The organism is Vibrio sp. VPAP30, assembly GCF_001188205.1.
Classification (GTDB): Bacteria; Pseudomonadota; Gammaproteobacteria; order Enterobacterales; family Vibrionaceae; genus Vibrio; species Vibrio bivalvicida.
Window position 1 is genome coordinate 23,605 of record NZ_LBLS01000031.1, and the last position, 17,872, is coordinate 41,476.

General features: G+C 44.4%; 18 protein-coding genes. 14 read left to right on the forward strand and 4 right to left on the reverse strand.

The features are described 5' to 3' along the window. Positions 1-4 precede the first annotated feature (4 nt). Positions 5-871 (forward strand): YjjW family glycine radical enzyme activase, encoded by an 867-nt coding sequence (locus ZX61_RS13680; RefSeq protein WP_049845188.1) that lies wholly within the window; start codon positions 5-7, stop codon positions 869-871. On the opposite strand, the gene ZX61_RS13685 is transcribed toward ZX61_RS13680, so the two are convergent. Then, complete coding sequence (locus tag ZX61_RS13685) at positions 868-1,782, reverse strand: LysR family transcriptional regulator (protein ID WP_082173494.1); 915 nt, start codon at positions 1,780-1,782, stop codon at positions 868-870. The two genes, ZX61_RS13680 and ZX61_RS13685, sit on opposite strands and share 4 nt — an antisense overlap. 131 nt (positions 1,783-1,913) lie before the next feature. Here ZX61_RS13685 and ZX61_RS13690 point away from each other — a divergent pair, with 131 nt between their 5' ends. Beyond that, positions 1,914-2,444 carry a hypothetical protein gene (locus ZX61_RS13690; protein WP_049845190.1) on the forward strand — a complete coding sequence of 177 codons (531 nt, stop codon included), beginning with the start codon at positions 1,914-1,916 and terminating at the stop codon, positions 2,442-2,444. 219 nt (positions 2,445-2,663) lie between these two features. On the opposite strand, the gene ZX61_RS13695 is transcribed toward ZX61_RS13690, so the two are convergent. From ZX61_RS13695 to ZX61_RS13710, 3 genes are all read right to left on the reverse strand, one after another. After that, on the reverse strand, positions 2,664-3,767 hold the full coding sequence (locus ZX61_RS13695) for a phosphoribosylaminoimidazolesuccinocarboxamide synthase (protein WP_049845191.1): 1,104 nt from the start codon (positions 3,765-3,767) through the stop codon (positions 2,664-2,666). Between the two features lie 215 nt (positions 3,768-3,982). Continuing rightward, a complete protein-coding gene (locus tag ZX61_RS13705) occupies positions 3,983-4,378 on the reverse strand; it encodes a hypothetical protein (RefSeq protein ID WP_049845193.1) in 396 nt (131 codons plus the stop codon). Positions 4,379-4,643: 265 nt separating this feature from the next. Then, positions 4,644-5,345: a glycerophosphodiester phosphodiesterase family protein gene (locus tag ZX61_RS13710; protein ID WP_049845194.1), complete on the reverse strand. Its 702-nt coding sequence runs from the start codon at positions 5,343-5,345 to the stop codon at positions 4,644-4,646. Positions 5,346-5,496: 151 nt separating this feature from the next. On the opposite strand from ZX61_RS13710, the gene ZX61_RS13715 reads away from it, so the two are divergent. The 12 genes from ZX61_RS13715 (at position 5,497) to ZX61_RS13770 (ending at position 17,867) form a co-directional block, all read left to right on the forward strand. Next, positions 5,497-6,369: a DMT family transporter gene (locus ZX61_RS13715; RefSeq protein WP_049845195.1), complete on the forward strand. Its 873-nt coding sequence runs from the start codon at positions 5,497-5,499 to the stop codon at positions 6,367-6,369. Between the two features lie 123 nt (positions 6,370-6,492). Beyond that, a complete protein-coding gene (locus ZX61_RS13720; protein ID WP_049845196.1) occupies positions 6,493-7,455 on the forward strand; it encodes a lactate/malate family dehydrogenase in 963 nt (320 codons plus the stop codon). A 190-nt stretch (positions 7,456-7,645) separates the two neighbouring features. Continuing rightward, on the forward strand, positions 7,646-8,422 hold the full coding sequence (locus ZX61_RS13725; RefSeq protein WP_049845197.1) for an MBL fold metallo-hydrolase: 777 nt from the start codon (positions 7,646-7,648) through the stop codon (positions 8,420-8,422). A gap of 94 nt (positions 8,423-8,516) precedes the next feature. Then, positions 8,517-9,179, forward strand: a complete 663-nt coding sequence (locus ZX61_RS13730) for a response regulator transcription factor (RefSeq protein WP_049845265.1) — start codon at positions 8,517-8,519, stop codon at positions 9,177-9,179. Positions 9,180-9,183: 4 nt separating this feature from the next. After that, entirely contained in the window at positions 9,184-10,560 is a 1,377-nt protein-coding gene (locus ZX61_RS13735; RefSeq protein ID WP_049845198.1) for a histidine kinase sensor domain-containing protein, read from the forward strand. A 183-nt stretch (positions 10,561-10,743) separates the two neighbouring features. Next, positions 10,744-12,834 (forward strand): TonB-dependent siderophore receptor, encoded by a 2,091-nt coding sequence (locus ZX61_RS13740; protein WP_049845199.1) that lies wholly within the window; start codon positions 10,744-10,746, stop codon positions 12,832-12,834. A 172-nt stretch (positions 12,835-13,006) separates the two neighbouring features. Then, positions 13,007-13,771: a DUF3450 domain-containing protein gene (locus tag ZX61_RS13745; RefSeq protein WP_049845200.1), complete on the forward strand. Its 765-nt coding sequence runs from the start codon at positions 13,007-13,009 to the stop codon at positions 13,769-13,771. After that, positions 13,771-15,126: a MotA/TolQ/ExbB proton channel family protein gene (locus ZX61_RS13750; protein ID WP_049845201.1), complete on the forward strand. Its 1,356-nt coding sequence runs from the start codon at positions 13,771-13,773 to the stop codon at positions 15,124-15,126. The genes ZX61_RS13745 and ZX61_RS13750 overlap by 1 nt, the downstream gene beginning before the upstream one ends. Continuing rightward, positions 15,126-15,683, forward strand: a complete 558-nt coding sequence (locus ZX61_RS13755) for a MotA/TolQ/ExbB proton channel family protein (RefSeq protein WP_049845202.1) — start codon at positions 15,126-15,128, stop codon at positions 15,681-15,683. Before ZX61_RS13750 ends, ZX61_RS13755 begins: the two co-directional genes overlap by 1 nt. Continuing rightward, positions 15,680-16,084, forward strand: a complete 405-nt coding sequence (locus ZX61_RS13760) for an ExbD/TolR family protein (protein WP_049845203.1) — start codon at positions 15,680-15,682, stop codon at positions 16,082-16,084. The genes ZX61_RS13755 and ZX61_RS13760 overlap by 4 nt, the downstream gene beginning before the upstream one ends. Continuing rightward, positions 16,084-16,701, forward strand: coding sequence for an energy transducer TonB (locus tag ZX61_RS13765; protein ID WP_049845204.1), 618 nt, complete (start codon positions 16,084-16,086; stop codon positions 16,699-16,701). Before ZX61_RS13760 ends, ZX61_RS13765 begins: the two co-directional genes overlap by 1 nt. Next, a complete protein-coding gene (locus tag ZX61_RS13770; protein ID WP_049845205.1) occupies positions 16,698-17,867 on the forward strand; it encodes a hypothetical protein in 1,170 nt (389 codons plus the stop codon). Before ZX61_RS13765 ends, ZX61_RS13770 begins: the two co-directional genes overlap by 4 nt. Positions 17,868-17,872 lie beyond the last annotated feature (5 nt).

Genomic DNA, 17,872 nt, shown 5'->3' on the forward strand with positions numbered 1-17,872 from the left:
AGCAGTGAGTGAGAAGTCAGCGTTAGTTAGCCGCAATCTTAATTTCTCTTGTGTTGATGGGCCGGGCAATCGCCTGGTCATCTTTCTACAAGGGTGTAACTTCGATTGCTTAAATTGCCATAACCCACATACGATCAATCATTGTAATCACTGTGGTGATTGTGTTGACTCATGTCCTACACAAGCGTTAGCTATGACTGATATCAAAGTGGTTTGGGATGAAGGGCTTTGTACTCACTGCGATAAATGTATCGATATCTGTGGTCACAAATCGAGTCCCAAGATTAGGCGTTACAATGTCACTCAGATCTTGGAGGTCATCCGTAGCCAACACTTCTTTATATCCGGTATCACGGTTTCGGGTGGAGAGGCCACCCTTCAGCTCCCGTTTATCATAGCACTATTTAGTGCCATCAAAGCAGACCGAGAGCTAGGACACCTAACTTGTTTCATTGATAGTAACGGCTATTTACCTATTCACGCCTGGGAAAAAGTTATACCTGTTCTTGACGGTGTTATGCTCGATTTAAAATCATGGCAGAGTGAAACGCATCAATGGTTAACGAGAAGAGACAATCATAGAGTAATAGATTCGATTCGCTACCTAGCAAGCGCCAAAAAACTGCATGAGCTTAGGCTGTTACATATTCCGGGTAAAAGCGATCTGGATAGCGAAATCGATGAGGTTGTTAAATTGATTCGCTCACTGCCGGCCGACGTGATAGTTCGGCTTAATGCGTTTCAGCATCATGGGGTGAGTGGGCAAGCACTAGAGTGGGCAAAATGTAGTGAAGTTGAGATGAATCGGTTTCACTCACTTATTGCAGATAGAATTATCCAACCGATACTTACCCCTGCTATTTATACTTAGCCAGCGGTCGTTAATTGCTGGTGGAGCCAGTGTAGTGCAGGGTTGTTTAAGCTTGCTTGGTTCCACACTAAGCTATAGGCGACCTTGCCATACTCAAAAGGAAGAGGTTTAGAGACTAAGCCTTTTGCTTGCGCTGCATTTTCAGCCCACATTTTAGAGCAGGTTAGTAAGTGCTCTGAATGGTGACACATGATCGCGGCAGCGCCGAAATCCGCAACGGACATTGCCACTTTACGGGTGCCGTATTTCTGTGTCAGGGTTTGTTCGAAGTAGGGCTCAGCGAGATCTTTGTCCAAAATACCGATATGCTGGTACGACAGATAGTCATCAATGCCGAGCGCTTTATTAGCTAATTGATGGCTAGTGGACATCAAACAGACCATTTCATCAGCACAAATTTGTTGCCACATTAGCTCGCGGCTACGTGTTGGTGGTTGGCTAATATCATGCGGTAAGATCATAAAATCGACTTGCCCGCGTACCAAGGCATCAAAACTTAACTGCTCTTTCGCATAAACATTGATAGCTCTCGCGTTGGCGAGCTGGTTTATGATGAGCGCGATTTTTGACGCGAACAGTTCAAAGGTACTTTCGCGCATAGAGAGAGAAATCGTCCCCTCAAATTCCGCTGGCTTGAAAGCACCTTGGTGCAAAATACCATTCATGCTCGACAATATTTTATGAACTTCAGAACCAATGCTAAGCGCAAATGGCGTTGGAATTAATTGGCCTCCCTCACGGTAGAACAGCTCATCTTTAAGTTGATCCCGCAGCTGATTGAGAGTTTTACTCACACTTGACGGGGTAACGCATAGGACCTTGGCGGCATTGGTCACGCTATGAGTACTAAGAAGGACATGTAACACGGTAAGGTGTTTAAGGCTGATTCGAGAAAGGGCTAGGTAATCCATAATTCAAAGGGACTTACATTGGGAATGCTACTTATACCGCTTCGCCGCAGTAATTCATAGCCTGTCACTCACATAAGCGATCACCGCGATATCCGCTAGACTTTAATTGAGGGATGTATCAGGAGTGAATTATGAAGAAATTGCTATTGACTGCTGTCTTGTTAGCACTGGCATTTTCTAATGCTTACGCGGAAGAAGAAGAAGGTGAAGAGGCGGGCAGCAACAGAACGAAAACGCCGCCAAGTGTTGAAGACATTGACACTGATGGTGACGGATTGGTATCGCAAGAAGAGTTTAATCAGTTCCGTCAGGGTGATGATGACGGTGACGAGGAAGAAGGCGATGAGTCTGAGCGAGAAGGAGATGGACTCAGTGCGTTTCCTTCGTTCGATAAAGATCGCGATGGTTTCGTTACTCAAGAGGAGCTTAATGCTCATGCTAAGTACTCGAACCCGGGTAATGGTACTGGTGAGCTGAAAACAAATAAACAATCACCAGACGCCCGCACAATCTCTTCAAGCTCGCGGAGCCAAGGAAAGGGTAATAGTAGCGAGAGCCGAGGCAATAGCGGTAATAGCAACAAAGGCGGAGGCGACAAAGGAGGCGGTAATCGTGGAGGTGGTAACAGCGGTGGGGGGAACAAAGGTGGTAAGAATAAATAGCTAAGCACAGAGCTAGTTTTTCTTCGCTCGTACAAAAGTGAAACCCTGATATTAAGGAAGCAACCTCTACTAATGTATGTCAGACTCCTTTGAGTATATTCGCTGACCTACAGAGAAAATGCTGGTTTAATTATGCTCTGTTTTGAATTGCCAATTTGATAATTGCGGCGAAATCAAAAATGCCCTCAAAAGTGAGGGCATTCGATTCGGCAGGGGAGGTTAATCGATCAGGCCGTAATCGCGGCTAAGGATATCGATGATTTCCTGTTTTGGGTTATTGCTTAACTCAATCTTGCCACCTGTGATCTTCTCTGCGATGCCCAAGTAAGTTTTAGATATGTCCATTAGTGCCTCTAGCGGTAGTGCGTTATCACACGCTAATGCTGCACGCTCGTCCATGCGCTCTTTGTTAAGTAAGATATCTGGTTCAGGGAAGTGGTTAAGTAGGAACTGACGAAAGCCTTCTTTTGAATTTTCGACAATGTTACCCGTATCGTATTCGAGCTCGTCCCAAATGCGTGATGAATCTGGAGTACCAACCTCATCCATGTAGATAAGCTTCTCGTTACCCGCAGCATCATGCACATAACCAAACTCAAACTTAGTATCGACAAAGATTTGCTCAACTTGTGCGAGAGCGTTACTAATGACAACAAAGCCTTCGCGGAGTAACTTCTCGTACTGATAGATGTCTTCTGCTTTAGAAAAGTTAAATGCGGCGAAGTTATCTACGATGTTCTGACGCGTGATGTTTACGTCATCGGCTTCAGGCACGCCCGGAATACCTTTTAAAATGCCTTTCGTTGAAGGTGTCATCAGCAGCTCTGGTAGCGCTTTATCCTTTTCTAGTCCTTCTGGTAACTCAATACCACAGAACTCTCGTTCGCCTTTCTCATAAGAGCGCCACATTGAGCCAGTAATGTACTGGCGGCAGATCGCTTCGATCATAATTGGTTTCGCTTTTTGAACGATCCAAACGAAAGGGTGGGGAATATCAAGGATGTGGCTGTCAGCTAAGCCGTGGTCCTTAAAAAGCTTAAACCAATGATTTGAAATAGCATTGAGCGCTGCGCCTTTACCCGGAACCCCTTTAAGTCCGCCTTCGGCGTGCCAAATACAGTCGAATGCTGAGATACGATCACTTATAACCATAATGGCTAGCGGCGCGTCTGGGGCGACGTCATAACCTTTTTCTTGGATAAGACGCTTGCTGTCTTCTTCAGTGAGCCAGTAAACAGAGCGAACTTTTCCGCTGTGGACGGGTTTATCGGTGCGAATTGGAAGATCATCGTTAACAGCGAGAACTTGATCAGCGAGACTCATTTTGACATTCCTATACTTTAGCAAGGTGGTGAAATTATCTACGCAGATAATTTATTTGCTTCGCATAATACCAGAACTATTTTGTGCTGCCACAGAAAAAGCAAACGTTTGCTTTGATTTTTCTCTATATGGTGGAAAACAGCTCAATAGGATGCAAAAAAGAAAAGGCCCCTCGGTTAAAGAGAGGCGAAAAGACAGTGAATTTGTTGAGCTTATTAGTGGTACTGGTTGAATCTGCCCTCAACGAAAAAGACTTCGCACTGGAACTGTTTGCCATGAACGCGCAGCAGGCTTTGCTCGATCATAGGGATATTGTTAGATGCGATTACGGCACTTGCGTTACCGGATTCAATCGCTTTTTTGACGATCTCAAACTCAGACTGTTTTTGCGATGGCTTCATTTGAATGATCTTTTTACAGCTAACATGATAAGAAGCAAATTGCTCATAATCTGGACGAGGGCACTCTGCAGTAAACAAGATCCATTGTTGCTGCCCTGAAAGACCAGCTAGGCGACTTAGCGTTGTGTTATCAATGCTCATTGGTACCGTAGGTTGAGCCAAAACATTGTATTTAGAGAACGTGTGAGCTTGAGTATGTGCCTGAATCATAATTACTGTCCTTACGTACATGCTGTATGTCTATACAGTAGATTTTATTGATGGCGATAGCAAGCATTTTTGTGCAGCTTTTAAGCAGAAAATTGCTGGCACTTCTGATGCTGCTGGTGTAATACGTTGTATTTATGGGTTTTATTCGTTTTTAGGCGAAATTTGATGTAGAGAGGGAATCGACAAAAATGTGAGCTAGAACAGAATAAGTTATTCAGTGTTATACAGTAGTTTCGAATAACACTGGATAAAGAAGGAGAGGAGACTAAAGGAATCGTTCAGGGTAATCACTAAAAATAGCATCAAGGTTTGGCAGATGTTTTAACGAGCCTGGGTTGTTGACGGTATAGCTCCACACTTGGTAACCCTGCGCTTTTAAGTGTTCTACCAGTCGTTTGTTGGCCCAACGATAGTTGATATTACAGCTGAACGCGCCTACTTGCTTTAGCAGCTGTTTAGTCTTGCTATCAAGGCGATTGCAAAGAACACCAATTTTGTATTGCGGCAACTGTTGATAAAGTTGATGGATGATTTGATGGCTAAAGCTTGAAATAACAATCTGGTGGGGATCAACCTTTGCCTCTTTGAGTTGCTGCTTAAGTCGTTGGCATACGAACTGTGGGTCGTGTCTATCGATTTTAATCTCAAGATTAAGCTTTAAGTTGTGCTCGGCGCTCATTTGCAGCAATTCTGATAAGCTCAAAATTGACTCATGGCTAAAACGCTTATCAAACCACTGGCCAAAATCATACTGCTTAAGTTGCTCTAGCGTTAATGAATCCAAACGTCCAACACCATCGCTGCATCTATTAATAGTATGATCGTGACAAATAACTAAGTGGTTATCTTTTGTTGGCTGGATATCGACCTCAACCCATTCCAAACCAAGCTTAATTGCTGCTTCAATACTCGATCTAGTGTTTTCAGGGTAGTGTCCTGCGACACCTCGATGCCCAACAATAATCATATGGTTATTCTCTATGATGGAAAGGGAACAGATTACTCTTTAGCGAGAATTTTGGATAGATAATTCATAGCCATTGTAGTCCAAATCTGACACTATCAGTCAGATATTAATAATAAAATAGATAGGTCGATAGACCATAGAGAGAGTTAAATTGAACGCTGAACGTAAAGCTGCTTGGATCCTATTTATAACTACCGCTCTCGCTGGGTTAGGGTGGATCTTCTCTAAAGAGACAATACAAGGTCTCCCTCCATTTGGTTTTGTTGGGCTGCGCTTTCTTGTGGCTTCGATATGTCTATTACCTTTATGCTACAAGCGCTTTAGAGACCTGACCACTCAACTTTTATTGCAGGCGATAGGAGGTGGGAGCATTCTTGCTTTGGCTCTGCTTACTTGGGTCTATGCGATTTCTATTAGCGAGACCCTAGGTGAAGGTGCCTTTATCGTTAGCCTGTCTATGATTATCGTGCCGATTATTGCCTGGGTTCTTTATCAAGAGCGTCCTAAAAGGGCTTTTTGGGTTTCTATGCCTATAGCCATTGCGGGCTTAGCAATGCTGTCGTTAACGGATGGGTGGAAAAGCTCTGCAGGACAGCTGTGGTTTTTAGCCAATGCCTGTCTGTTGGCGCTTCACTTTAATGTAAATAGTAAGTTGGCGCAAAAAGTCCCTGTTCTTATGTTGACATGCATTCAACTGTTCGTGACCGGAGTGCTTGCACTGGTCGCCTCCTTGATATTTGAAACCATCCCGGAAAGCGTTGAAACTTCCATATGGGGATGGTTTGCGTTAAGCGCACTGCTTGCGACAAGCCTTAGATATGTCATGCAAACTTTGGGGCAGAAAGGGTGCAACCCTGCCAATGCCGCACTGATCATGTTGCTAGAGCCAATCTGGACGGTCATTCTCAGTATTCTTTGGTACGGAGAACAACTGTCGCGCAATAAATTGATTGGTTGCAGCCTCATTTTGCTTGCGCTGATTTTCTATCGAACCGATGGACGATTGTTTAAAGGAAGAAACTAGGTTTCGAAATTGCAATGACAGTATATGCTAATATTTATTTTGAGTGCGAAATTAAATTGGAATTATTGATGAAGTTGTTAGTACAATCCAAAGTTAAGAGGTAATGCTTACAGGGAAAGATAAATGAAGATCGGTGTTATTGGTGCAGGTTCAGTCGGTGTAGGAGTGTGTAATTATCTCCTCACACTCGGCAGTGTGAGTGAATTGGTATTGCTTGACAAAGACTTGCAACGCGCAGAGGGAGAAGTGTTTGATTTTCGACATACTTCAGCCCTGACATTTTCAAAAAATACACATTTAATACCAACCGATGATTACTTGACTCTGATTGGTGCAGACATCGTTGTTATTACTGCCGGTGCACAAATTAAGCAGGGTCAGACTCGTATTGATCTTGCGGAAATTAATAGTCGCATCGGTGTAGATATTGCAAAGCAAGTCGAGCGCGTAGCGCCTAATGCAACACTAATTATCGTCAGTAACCCATGTGATGTGGTTGCTCATTTCGTTGCGACAAACACAACTTTCCCTCGTTCTAAAGTGATCAGCAGTGGTTGTGTGATTGATACAGCCCGTCTGATGAGTATTGTGGCAAATCGTGTCAACCTCGATCCCAAAAACGTTTTTGGCTATGTACTCGGTGAGCACGGTAGCCATTGTTTTACACCTAAAAGCCTTATTTCGATTGCGGGTCAACCCGCTGACTTCTACTGCGATACGCATCATATAGAAAGGATCTGTGCTGATGAGCTACTTGAATTAGTGAAACAAGCTGGCTATGAGATCTTTAAGCGAAAGCACAATACTACTCATGGCATAGCGGCCAGTGTTTTTCGTATTATCCAGTCGATTATGATTGATGAGCGCTCTGTTCTACCTGTTGCTACTTTACTTCAAGGGGAGTACGGTCTTAAAGACGTGGTATTGAGTCTACCTACTGTGGTAGGAAAAAATGGTGCGGAGTCGATTCTTCTTCACCCTTTTACTGAGCAAGAGATGGAAGCCTTGTCATTCATTGCGAGTGAAGTGAATAAGGTCGTTAAGCAGGTTTCTGAAAAAACGGGACTTGTTATGCTTAAACCCTAGGGTATTGAAACAGTTGAATGCAATGAATGAGTGACGTCAGATAGCGCTCATTTATAATCCCGTTGCACTATATTGCTCGAGATTGACAGCGCGTAGGAAATCAAAGTTCACATTTTAGAGTCAATACTCTGCTAATGTAGGCAAACCTTGTTACATTGAAATGTAAATGGTTTGTTAAAAGAATTGCGCTGTGAAAATCCACTCCCTTGATGGTTATATTCAAAAGATCTACTTAGCTGAGTATACAGATAAACTGATGCTGCTTGATGGGGCATCTAGAGCTGATATTTCTTATATCAAGAAGTTTATCACTCATGAACTTCAAAGACCCTTCACAGATTTGTCTGCGGTAGTAGTGACTCATATGCACCCAGACCATGCGGGGGCAGCTCATAAACTTCGTGAATTCACCGGATGCAAGATAATTTCTGCAAAAAGAGAGAAAGATTGGTATTCCGGGGTAGATGGCTTTTTGATGCATCTAACTGACATAGCGCTAGCACGATGGGTGGCAAATCGTAAACGCAAACCTAAGCGCAACTTATGGTATTCGAGAAGGCTCAATGCGGATGTTGAGCTCAGCGATGGCGATGCCATCCCCAATTTTGAAGATTGGAAAGTATTAGAAACTCCTGGTCATACAGACCGAGATCTCTCGTTACACAATGTTGAGCGAGATATCTTGTACGTTGCTGACCTTATGGTCGAAGTTAAGCAAAAACTTATTTCTCCTTTCCCGATTTTTCACCCGAACAAATACAAAGCTTCACTAAAGCGTGTTTATCGTCTAAACCCCAAAGTCCTTTTGGTTGCCCACGGTGGCCAAGTTGAATTCAATGAGCAAGTTTACCAGCACTTGATGGACACTGCTCCTAGAACGCCTTCAACACATTGGCGTGCAACTAAGGTAAAACTTAAAAGCCTGTTAGGCGCAGCTTGGCATTTGGGGGTTGCCAAGCGAAAGTAGGGCACTTTTTTACCCCCAATTAAACAAGGGAACGTTGTGTTGTTATGGGGTTAAGATTAGAATGCGAACACTTTTCAATTGTACTGTTGTTCTCATGTCGAGTATTTTAGTTGTAGATGATGATATTGAGTTGTGTGAATTGCTTTCAGATGTGCTGATCGCAGAAGGTTATAGTGTTGAAAGCGTTCATTGTGGTGAAACGGCACTCAAATATATAGAGAAAAAGCCTGTTGATTTGGTACTACTTGATGTCATGCTTCCGAAGTTAAGCGGTATGCAAGTCGCACGCAAGATATGCCAACGCTTTGCTACGCCAATCTTAATGCTTACGGCGCTCAATGACGAAGAATCTATTTTGGATGGATACCAGTCGGGTGCCGATCAATACATTGCAAAACCGTTCAAAGTTCCTGAACTCCTTACACGAATCAAGGCAATCTTCCGTCGGGTTGGATTAGAAAAACAGCGCCAAAACCAATGTATCACCTTTGCTGGTTCGGCATCGAAAGTCTCAAATTTGCCTCTGACAAGTACAGAGGCAGATTTACTCAACTATTTAATTAATCGAGAGAGCATTGTTGTCTCTAAAGCCGAGCTGCAAATAGAAGTGCTGAAGAAAGAATTGAGTCCGTTTGATCGCAATCTCGATATGCACGTCAGCAATTTGAGACGCAAGTTTGTGGAAGCGGGATTGTCAAAACAGCACATTAAAACAATCAGAGGCAAAGGGTATAGCTTTGTCGAAAATGTAGGGTAGTTCTATGATTGGGCCTGTACGCGTACCAAGCCTCGTTAAGCGAAAAGATACCCTGGTTTTTCAACTGTTTAGTTATATGTCCACCGTCATTATATCAATAGTGATTTTGCAAGCCTTGGCTGAGCAAGCACTGATCAAGACGATGCTAAAAGTGCCGCTAGAGGTAAAGCAAGATATTCAGAATCTAGCGCACCAAGCCAAGGTGCTAATCGAAGATGGAGACATGGACGATTTAGCCGATTGGGCAAATGCGCAGCCTTATTACTTGTTTGTGCTAAATGACGAAAAGCAACCGTTATCCCATCGTCAGATGCATCCGCACTTCGAATTTAAACTAAGGTTCCTCAGAGAAATGGATGATCTTCTAGATGAAAGGGTGAATAAACCTCTTATCGGAGTCAGACTAGGCAAGGGAAACACACTGGTTGTACAGTTGCCCAGTCAATTGCACCCAGCCCATCGATTTATCGCCTATTTTTCGATCAGTAAGGTCATTATCGTGATTGCGATATTGCTGTTGTTTTCGTTGATCTTTGCCAGAAAATTGCAGATGCCCCTTGATCGTCTTCGGGAAGCAAGCCGTCGTCTCGCCTCGGGAGATTTTAAGGTAAAGGTTGTCGAAGAGCTTCAATCAAACACCCGTGAGTTTAATGACCTTGCCCATGACTTCGATAATATGACTAATGAAATTCACGCTATAGCAGAAAGGCAGCGCCGACTTATTCGAGATGTCTCTCATGAATTGAGAACTCCGTTAGCAAGGCAAAATCTGGCTCTCCATTTACTGCGTGCGAAATCTTCTGAGTCAGAAATACCGCTGGTTGAAAGATTAGAAAAAGAAGTCGATGAGATGGATGCGTTAGTTGGAGAAATTCTTGAATTTAGCCGCCTAGAGAACTCTCGTTACGAAGCGCAGGTAAGCCCAATCTGTTTAGAGAGCTTGTTATCAACTCAGGTTGATCAGAGCCGTCTTGAGCTAAGAAATGGACAAAAGCTAACTATCTATACTGGCTCAGCGATACCAGTGGTGATGACAGACGAACGCTTGGTGATGCGTTGTGTTAGCAATCTAATTTCTAACTCGATTAAATATGCTGGTGAGAATGCACGAATTGAGGTGTCGATTTATGAACGCGCTGATCAATCTGATCGTTCGGTGTGTATAGAAGTGGCAGATAACGGTCCTGGAATTGCTCAGGCTCAACTTGAAGAGATATTCAGACCTTTCACCCGCTTAGAAGCAGCACGAGATAAACAGAGTGGCGGATACGGCCTGGGCCTCGCGATAGTAAAAGAGGCGATCAACCTACTAAAAGGGGAAGTGAGTGCTTCGAATCGTAAGCAAGGGGGCTTAAGAGTTGAGTTGATTGTCCCGGTTTGAGTTTTAAATCCCGCAAGATTGTAAGCGAACATCCTAGGTGTTCGCTTTTTTATTGGTTGACCGATTAGGAATGCAAAGAATGTAAATTTAATGCAAATGATATTGGTTATCACCTATATTTCGCTTCGTTATAAAAAACTCAACAGAGCGATGAGGCTCTGTAAGAAATATTCGGAGAAAAATATGTTCACTAAGAGTCAGTTGGCGTTAGTAATCGGCGCTGTGTTGGCGGCTCCTGCAGTGGTAGCGAAGAAGATCAATACTGATGAGCACATGATGATAGAGGGACGTGACTACGGCTACAAGGCTGACACTAACTCAACAGCAATGCGCATGGAAGCTTCACAGTTAGAAACTCCGGGGCAGATTGCTGTTATTGATGAGCAGCTTATTGATGAGCAACGTGCAAGTACTCTTGGCGAAGTTTTAAAGAATGATGCCAGCGTAAGTGCTGGTGGCACTGGTCGCAACCGTGAGCGCTTCTCGTTGCGCGGTTTCGAAGTACAAAGTTCTTCGGGGTTTCTACGTGACGGTCACCAGCACTGGTCACATTACCGCCAACCAGTTGAACTGCTTGAGCGGGTAGAAGTGGTTAAAGGGCCTTCTGGTTTGCTATATGGCGTGTCAGCACCTGGCGGCCTGATAAACATGGTGGCGAAGAAACCAACTTATGATACCAAAGTCAACGTTAGTCAAGACGTAGGCTCCAATGACCGTTCACGTACTATGGTTGATGTAAGTGGTGCCCTTAATGATGACGAATCACTAAGAGCGCGCACTGTGGTTTCAAAAGAGAGTTACAGCTCATGGCGAACATATGGTGACGGTTCAAAACCTCAAACAGAACGTTTAGTTGCTGGCTTGTTTGTAGACTATGACATCAATGATGATGTTACGGTTTCGTTCCACTACGATAAAACCAATGACAATGGCAGCGTTGACTCTGGCGCGCTTTATAATCTCGACGGCCAGCGTGTAGGTAGTGCAGAGCATATTTGGGATGCGCAGTGGTCAAAGATTGAAAATGATGTTGAAAATATCGGTTTCAATGTTAGCGCTAACCTTTCGGATGTGTGGGCAGTTAATACAGGGTTCAATTATCAAGACTTTGAACGTACCGATATCGAGAGCTACCCTGACTTTTCGGAGCTAGACTCAAGTGGAACAGTAGGGCACGGAGGAAGCAACCGTAACGACAAGTGGCGTTTCAGAACCGGTTACGTCGATCTCGTAGGTAACCTTGAGCTTGCGGGTATGAGTCATCAACTTCTATTAGGTTCAAATTGGCTAGGTTATAGCTACGACCGCAATCAAAAAGGTTTTAACAGCCAAGATGTATCACCAGGTGAGTCAGTAGGTGTGCCTACATATAGTGGTAAGGACAAAGTTAGCCACTCAAGCTACGATACTTGGGGCTTCTATGCACAAGATTTAGTCACCCTTAGTGAGCAATGGCAGGTACTAGCAGGACTCCGATTTGATCGCAAAGTCGAAAATGGTGTTGCCGAAGAGAATGTGTCACCTAAATTGGGGGTGATCTTCCATCCAGCGGACAACGGTAGTCTTTATGTCTCATATTCTGAGAGCTTCGAGCCTCAGGGCGTCGTTTCAAGCGGAAGTCGAACCTATACTAATGATGGCGCAATGCTCGATGCCGCACTTGGTAAATCTTATGAGCTAGGTACTAAGTGGGAATTGCTAGATAATCGTCTATTTGTTTCTGGTGCAGTATTCGACATCACTAAAGACAACATAAGTATGGACGTAGAAGATGCAAGCTCTGGCGACTGGACAAAAACTCAAAGCGGTAAACAGGTTCATCGCGGCGCTGAACTAGTAGCACAAGGATTTGTAACAGATAAACTATCGCTAACGGGGTCGGCAATGTACCTGGATGCTAAGATAGAAAACCACGAAAACTACGCAGGTAACCGTCCTGTAGACGTGCCAGAGTTTGCAGCAAGTGTATGGTCTAACTACGCTGCGACGAATGACGTAGACCTCAATGTAGGGGTTATATACGAAGGTTCTCGTTACGGTGATGATGCCAACACCTTCAAAAAAGAAGGTTACACTCGGATAGATATGGGAGTGGCACACACGTATAGATACGATGAAAACCTAGATATGATTACGCGCTTAACGGTTGCAAACGTGTTCGATACTGAATATTTAGGTGGTGGCGGTACAACCTCTTCTAAGCACAACTACGCTCAGGGTGTCGTCATTGGTGAAGGCCGTAATTACATGGCAACGTTACAAATCAAATATTAACAACGAAAGTCGATAAATGACTCGAGTTATATTAGGGGAAGGGCTTAGCCTTTCCCCGGTTTTTGTATAAAGTGTAGGGACAATTGCAATTTTGCTCAATCGCGGTACTATGTCGCGAGTGTAAATGAGAGTGTTTCTCAATCGTATATCGCATCAGTGAACAATAGCCGTTATGAATTTAATTAAAACTAGCTTGGCACTTCTCCTTGCTACTTCAGCATCGAACACCCTGGCGAACAGCCTTGATTCAGCTCAATCTATCCAGAACAAAACTAATGCAGCTTCAGCTTCAAGCCAAAAGCGTATTGACTTCAGCGCTGAAAAAACGCTGACTTTAAAAGCGGAAATTGAACAGCTTGAAGAAGAAGTGAAAAATCTAAAAGTGTATCGCGATCACCTGACTGCCTTGGTTGCAAGCCAAGCTAAAGAGGTCGCAAGTTTAGATAGCCAGATAGAAGAGATTAAGTCTACACGCCAAGGTATTGTTCCCTTGATGTATCAAATGGTCGATGGGCTAAAAGAGAGCCTTGCTGATGATGCACCGATCAAGTTCGAACAACGCCAACAACGGATCGCTAAGCTTGACTCAATGATGACTAGAGCAGACGTCAGTGATGCTGAAAAGTATCGCCGCATTTTAGAGGCCTATCAAATCGAATTAGATTACGGCACCAAGCTCGGTTTGTATCAGGGCCAAATTGCGCTTAACGGTGAAAACAGAGAGGCAGATGTTCTGTATTTAGGTCGTATTTCGTTAGTCGCACGTAGCTTAAACGGCACTAAGTTCTGGTCTTGGGATCAAAAGTCTGAGCAATGGTTAGATGTAGATGGTTCTCTTAAGGCGGATCTAGACAAAGCGTTTAGTATAGCGGCGAAACAAACAGCACCAAGCCTGATTACTCTTCCTGTCTCCTTAAAAGTCGCGGAGGCAAAATAATGAAACGTACACTGATTACTTCTTTAATTGCATTTAGCGCTATTTCGTTTAACAGCGTTGCGGCTGATTTAGCTTCTCCGGCCAAAGCTGACGCGAAAGTTCAAAAACAGCATAACATTCAACGTGAATCAGGTTTTAAGCAAACCGAGCGTGGACTAGCCGCTTTAAAAGCTCAACTGATTCAACAAAGAGAAACGTTACAGCAACAAAACGATCGATTGGCTGCCCAGTTTAGCCAAAACGAAGACACACTAGCGCGACTTGAAGAAAAGCTGCGTCTTGAAACGGGAAGCCTAGGTGAAGTCTTTGGTGTTGTACGCCAGCATGCCAAAGAGCTTGAAACTGAGCTTTCTCATTCAGTAACCGGAGCGGGTGCTCAAACCTACTCTGGTGTCATTAAAGAGATTGTTGCTGCAACCAAGCTACCTTCTCTGGCTCAATTAACAGGACTATGGTCTGCTTTAGAAGAACAAATTAAGGCGACCGGTCAGATACAGTCGACTCAAGTTAAATTTGTCGATGGTGAAGGACTCACTCAAGATGTGACAGCGCAACGCCTTGGTGCTTTCGGTTTGGTTGGTGAGCAAGGCTACCTAAATTGGAACGGAACTAAACAAGACGCAACGGCTTACATCAAGCAGCCAGAAAATGGGCCAACAACATCGTCTATCGCGGGATTGTTAAGTGGCGAGCGAACAAACCTTGTTGTCGACCCTTCGCGTGGCATTATGCTTGAACAATTGGCGCTCACTCCAAGCCTGATGGATAGGCTTCAGGCGGGGGGCGTTGTAGGAAAAATTATTCTTGGGCTTCTGACTATCGGTCTGATTATATCCTTGGTTCGTGGTGTGAGTTTGTCTATTGCGCGACAACAGATTCGTAAACAATTGCAAACGCCTCTAACGCCGGCCGATAACGCTCTTGGTCGCGTTTTAGCCGTGTACAGTAAAGAGAAAAAACAGACAGTTGAAGCACTAGAGCTTCGTCTTCTGGAAGCGATCGTGGATGAGCAAGCGGGCCTAGAAAAAGGTCTCTCTATGCTGAAGTTGCTCGCAGCATTGGCTCCAATGTTGGGCTTGCTTGGCACTGTGACTGGCATGATAGAAACCTTTCAAGTGATCACCCAGTTTGGTAATGGTGACCCTAAAGTGATGGCTGGGGGGATCTCCATGGCACTGGTGACGACTGTACTCGGTCTGATTTCTGCAATGCCATTGTTGCTGGCACACAATATTCTTAGCTCTCAAGCCGAGAGCATTCGTAACATCCTAGAAAAACAAGGTATTGCTCTGGTTGCTCAGCAGGCGGAAAAACAAAACGCTATGAGTGAAAACAGTTTAGAGAAAGCAGCGTAATGGACGCGATCTTCACGCTTCTTCCTCATGCAATTGCTACAAGCAACGGGTTGATTTCGCTACAAGATTTTATGCAGCAAGGTGGCCAGGTACTCTGGTGGTTGTCGGCTGTGGTCGCGGTTAGCTGGTTGTTGATCGTTGAACGTATTGTTTTTCTGTGGTTTCAGTTTCCAAAACAAAGAAACCAGTGGGTTGATACTTGGAAGCATCGCAGTGATCAACATTCTTGGTATGCACGTTCAATCCGTGAAGGTTGGCTGTCTGAAGCGCATGCCATGCTAAATCAGAACCTCAATCTTATTAAAGTGCTGGTGGCGATCTGCCCTATGCTTGGTTTGCTAGGTACGGTGACAGGCATGATTTCAGTGTTTGATGTTATGGCCAATCAAGGCAGCAGTGACCCGAAACTTATGGCTTCAGGTATTTCATTGGCGACCCTACCAACAATGGCAGGCATGGTCGCAGCGCTAACAGGCATGTTCTGTCATGCGCGTTTGGTCAAGGTGTGCCAAATGAAAGAAATTAAATTGGAAAAATCTTTAAGGAGTCAACAATGAGACTCGGTCGACGCCATGCTAAACAAGATGAAGCTCAAGTGGATCTCACTTCTATGCTTGATATCGTATTTATCATGCTGATCTTTTTCATCGTCACTAGCTCATTTGTTCGTGAATCTGGTGTTGAAGTTAACAGACCAACGGCTTCAAATGTTGTGAGTCAAAAAGAGGCGGGAATTTTTGTTGCCATAACATCAGCCAATGATATCTATATCGACAAACGCATGGTGGATGTAGAACGTGTTGAAGCGACTCTGGAGCATCTTATGCTCGATAATCCCGATGCTGCTCTGGTAATACAAGCTGATGAGCATGCCTATAGTGGCACCGTTGTGAAAGTGATGGATGCCGCAAAAGGGGCAGGGGTTAAGAATATTGCTTTGGCGGCGGAGAAAATCTAGTGGGTCGATTGCTCATTGCCACTCCGATAGCTCTGTCTTGTGTTGTGGCTATTTTTAGCTTCATGGCATGGATGGTGGATATAAATCATCGGCGTGCACCTGAACCTAGCGAAGCGCTTAGTTTTAATATGGTGATGGTGGAAAACGAACAAGATGTACAGCGTCGTCAACGCTCTGTTCCAGAACAGCCTAAAGCACCTGAAGTTCCACAGCAGACGACAATGTCACAAACAAATACTGAACTGACTCAGGTATCACCGGTCGCACAATCAGTACTGGGGCTAAATACTGCTATCGAAGGATTGGCTATCAGTGCCCCAAGTTTTGGTGATTTTGGTGTCAATCAACAGGCGATGCCACTGTATCGCGTTGAACCACGCTATCCGACAAAAGCATTGAAGCGTAGCGCTGAAGGCTACGTAATTATGACATTTACTATTGACCCGACCGGCAGGCCTGTTGATGTTGAAGTCACCGAGGCGAATCCTAAGCGTATGTTTGAACGCGAGGCGATTCGAGCACTCAAGAAATGGAAGTACCAACCTAAAGTTGTTGATGGTAGCGCTGTTGCTCAGCCTGGCCAAACAGTGACTGTGGAGTTTAAGATACCGAAATGATTAAACGATTATTGATTGTCTCTCTGCTGTTCGCTTCGGGGGCTTCGGCTAGTCAAGAGCTTAGTCAGTACACGGCAACCAGAGTCCAAAAGGCGCATGAACTGGTGCAAGAAGAGCAGGTTAAACAAGCCATTACTTTACTCAAGGAACTCGAGGTTGCGAGAGACTATGACCAAGCTTTTGTCGCACGGATGCTCGGTGTATTCTACTGGCAAGATGGAGACACCAAACTGGCGATTAAACACCTAGAAAAGGCAGTAGCGAGCGGTTTGTTACAAGATGAGCAAGGTTGGATTACAGAGCGAATGCTGGCAGACCTTTACCTTAACGAACAACAGTTTGAGCAAGCTCTCCATCACTACTATGTATTGCAAAAATCCGTACCCGAAACGCAGAACGTTGACGATATTTGGCTACGTATAGCACAGTCTCACTACCAATTAGCACAATGGTCGAAAGTTATACCTGCTGCAAATGCGCATCTAAAGGTTAACTCACAAAACCGCCTCCAACCTTTGTCTCTCAAACTAGGCGCTCAGATCCAGTTAAAGAAATGGAAACAGGCGATTCCTACTTTGGAACAGTTGATTGTATTGCAACCTGATAAAGTCAATTGGTGGAGACAGTTGGCTAGCTTGCAATTGCGAGTTGGTAAAGGCCACGACGCGTTAGATACCTTGTCTTTGGCTAAGCTAAACAAGCTCGAATTAAGTCAAAGTGATCGTCGCATGCTTGCTCAATTATATGTTAAGAGAGGTGTGCCAGAGCGTGCTGCGATTGAAGTTAGCGAGCTTGAACATGCTGATACAGATGCCCAGTTACTGTCTGAACAGGCTACGTATTGGCAGCTTGCGAAAGAGTGGGATAAAGCTTTAGATGTATGGGAGTTGGCCGCTAAGCATGATTCGAAATACCAATGGAATGTTGCTCAACTTATGGTTCAGCAAGGCTACTATCAACCTGCGTTGGGTGTACTGGATAAAGTTAAGGGTAGGAAGGTGCAGGTGGCACTGGCTAAAGCCCGAGCTTTTTATAAGTTAGGCAAGTTAGAGCAAGCCTTAATCGAAGCCAAGCGCGCAAACAGTGTCGAACCATCAGCGCAAGCAAAAAGCTGGATCAGGTATTTGACTCAACTAAGGCAAGCACAAAGTCACACAACCAGTTGATAAAA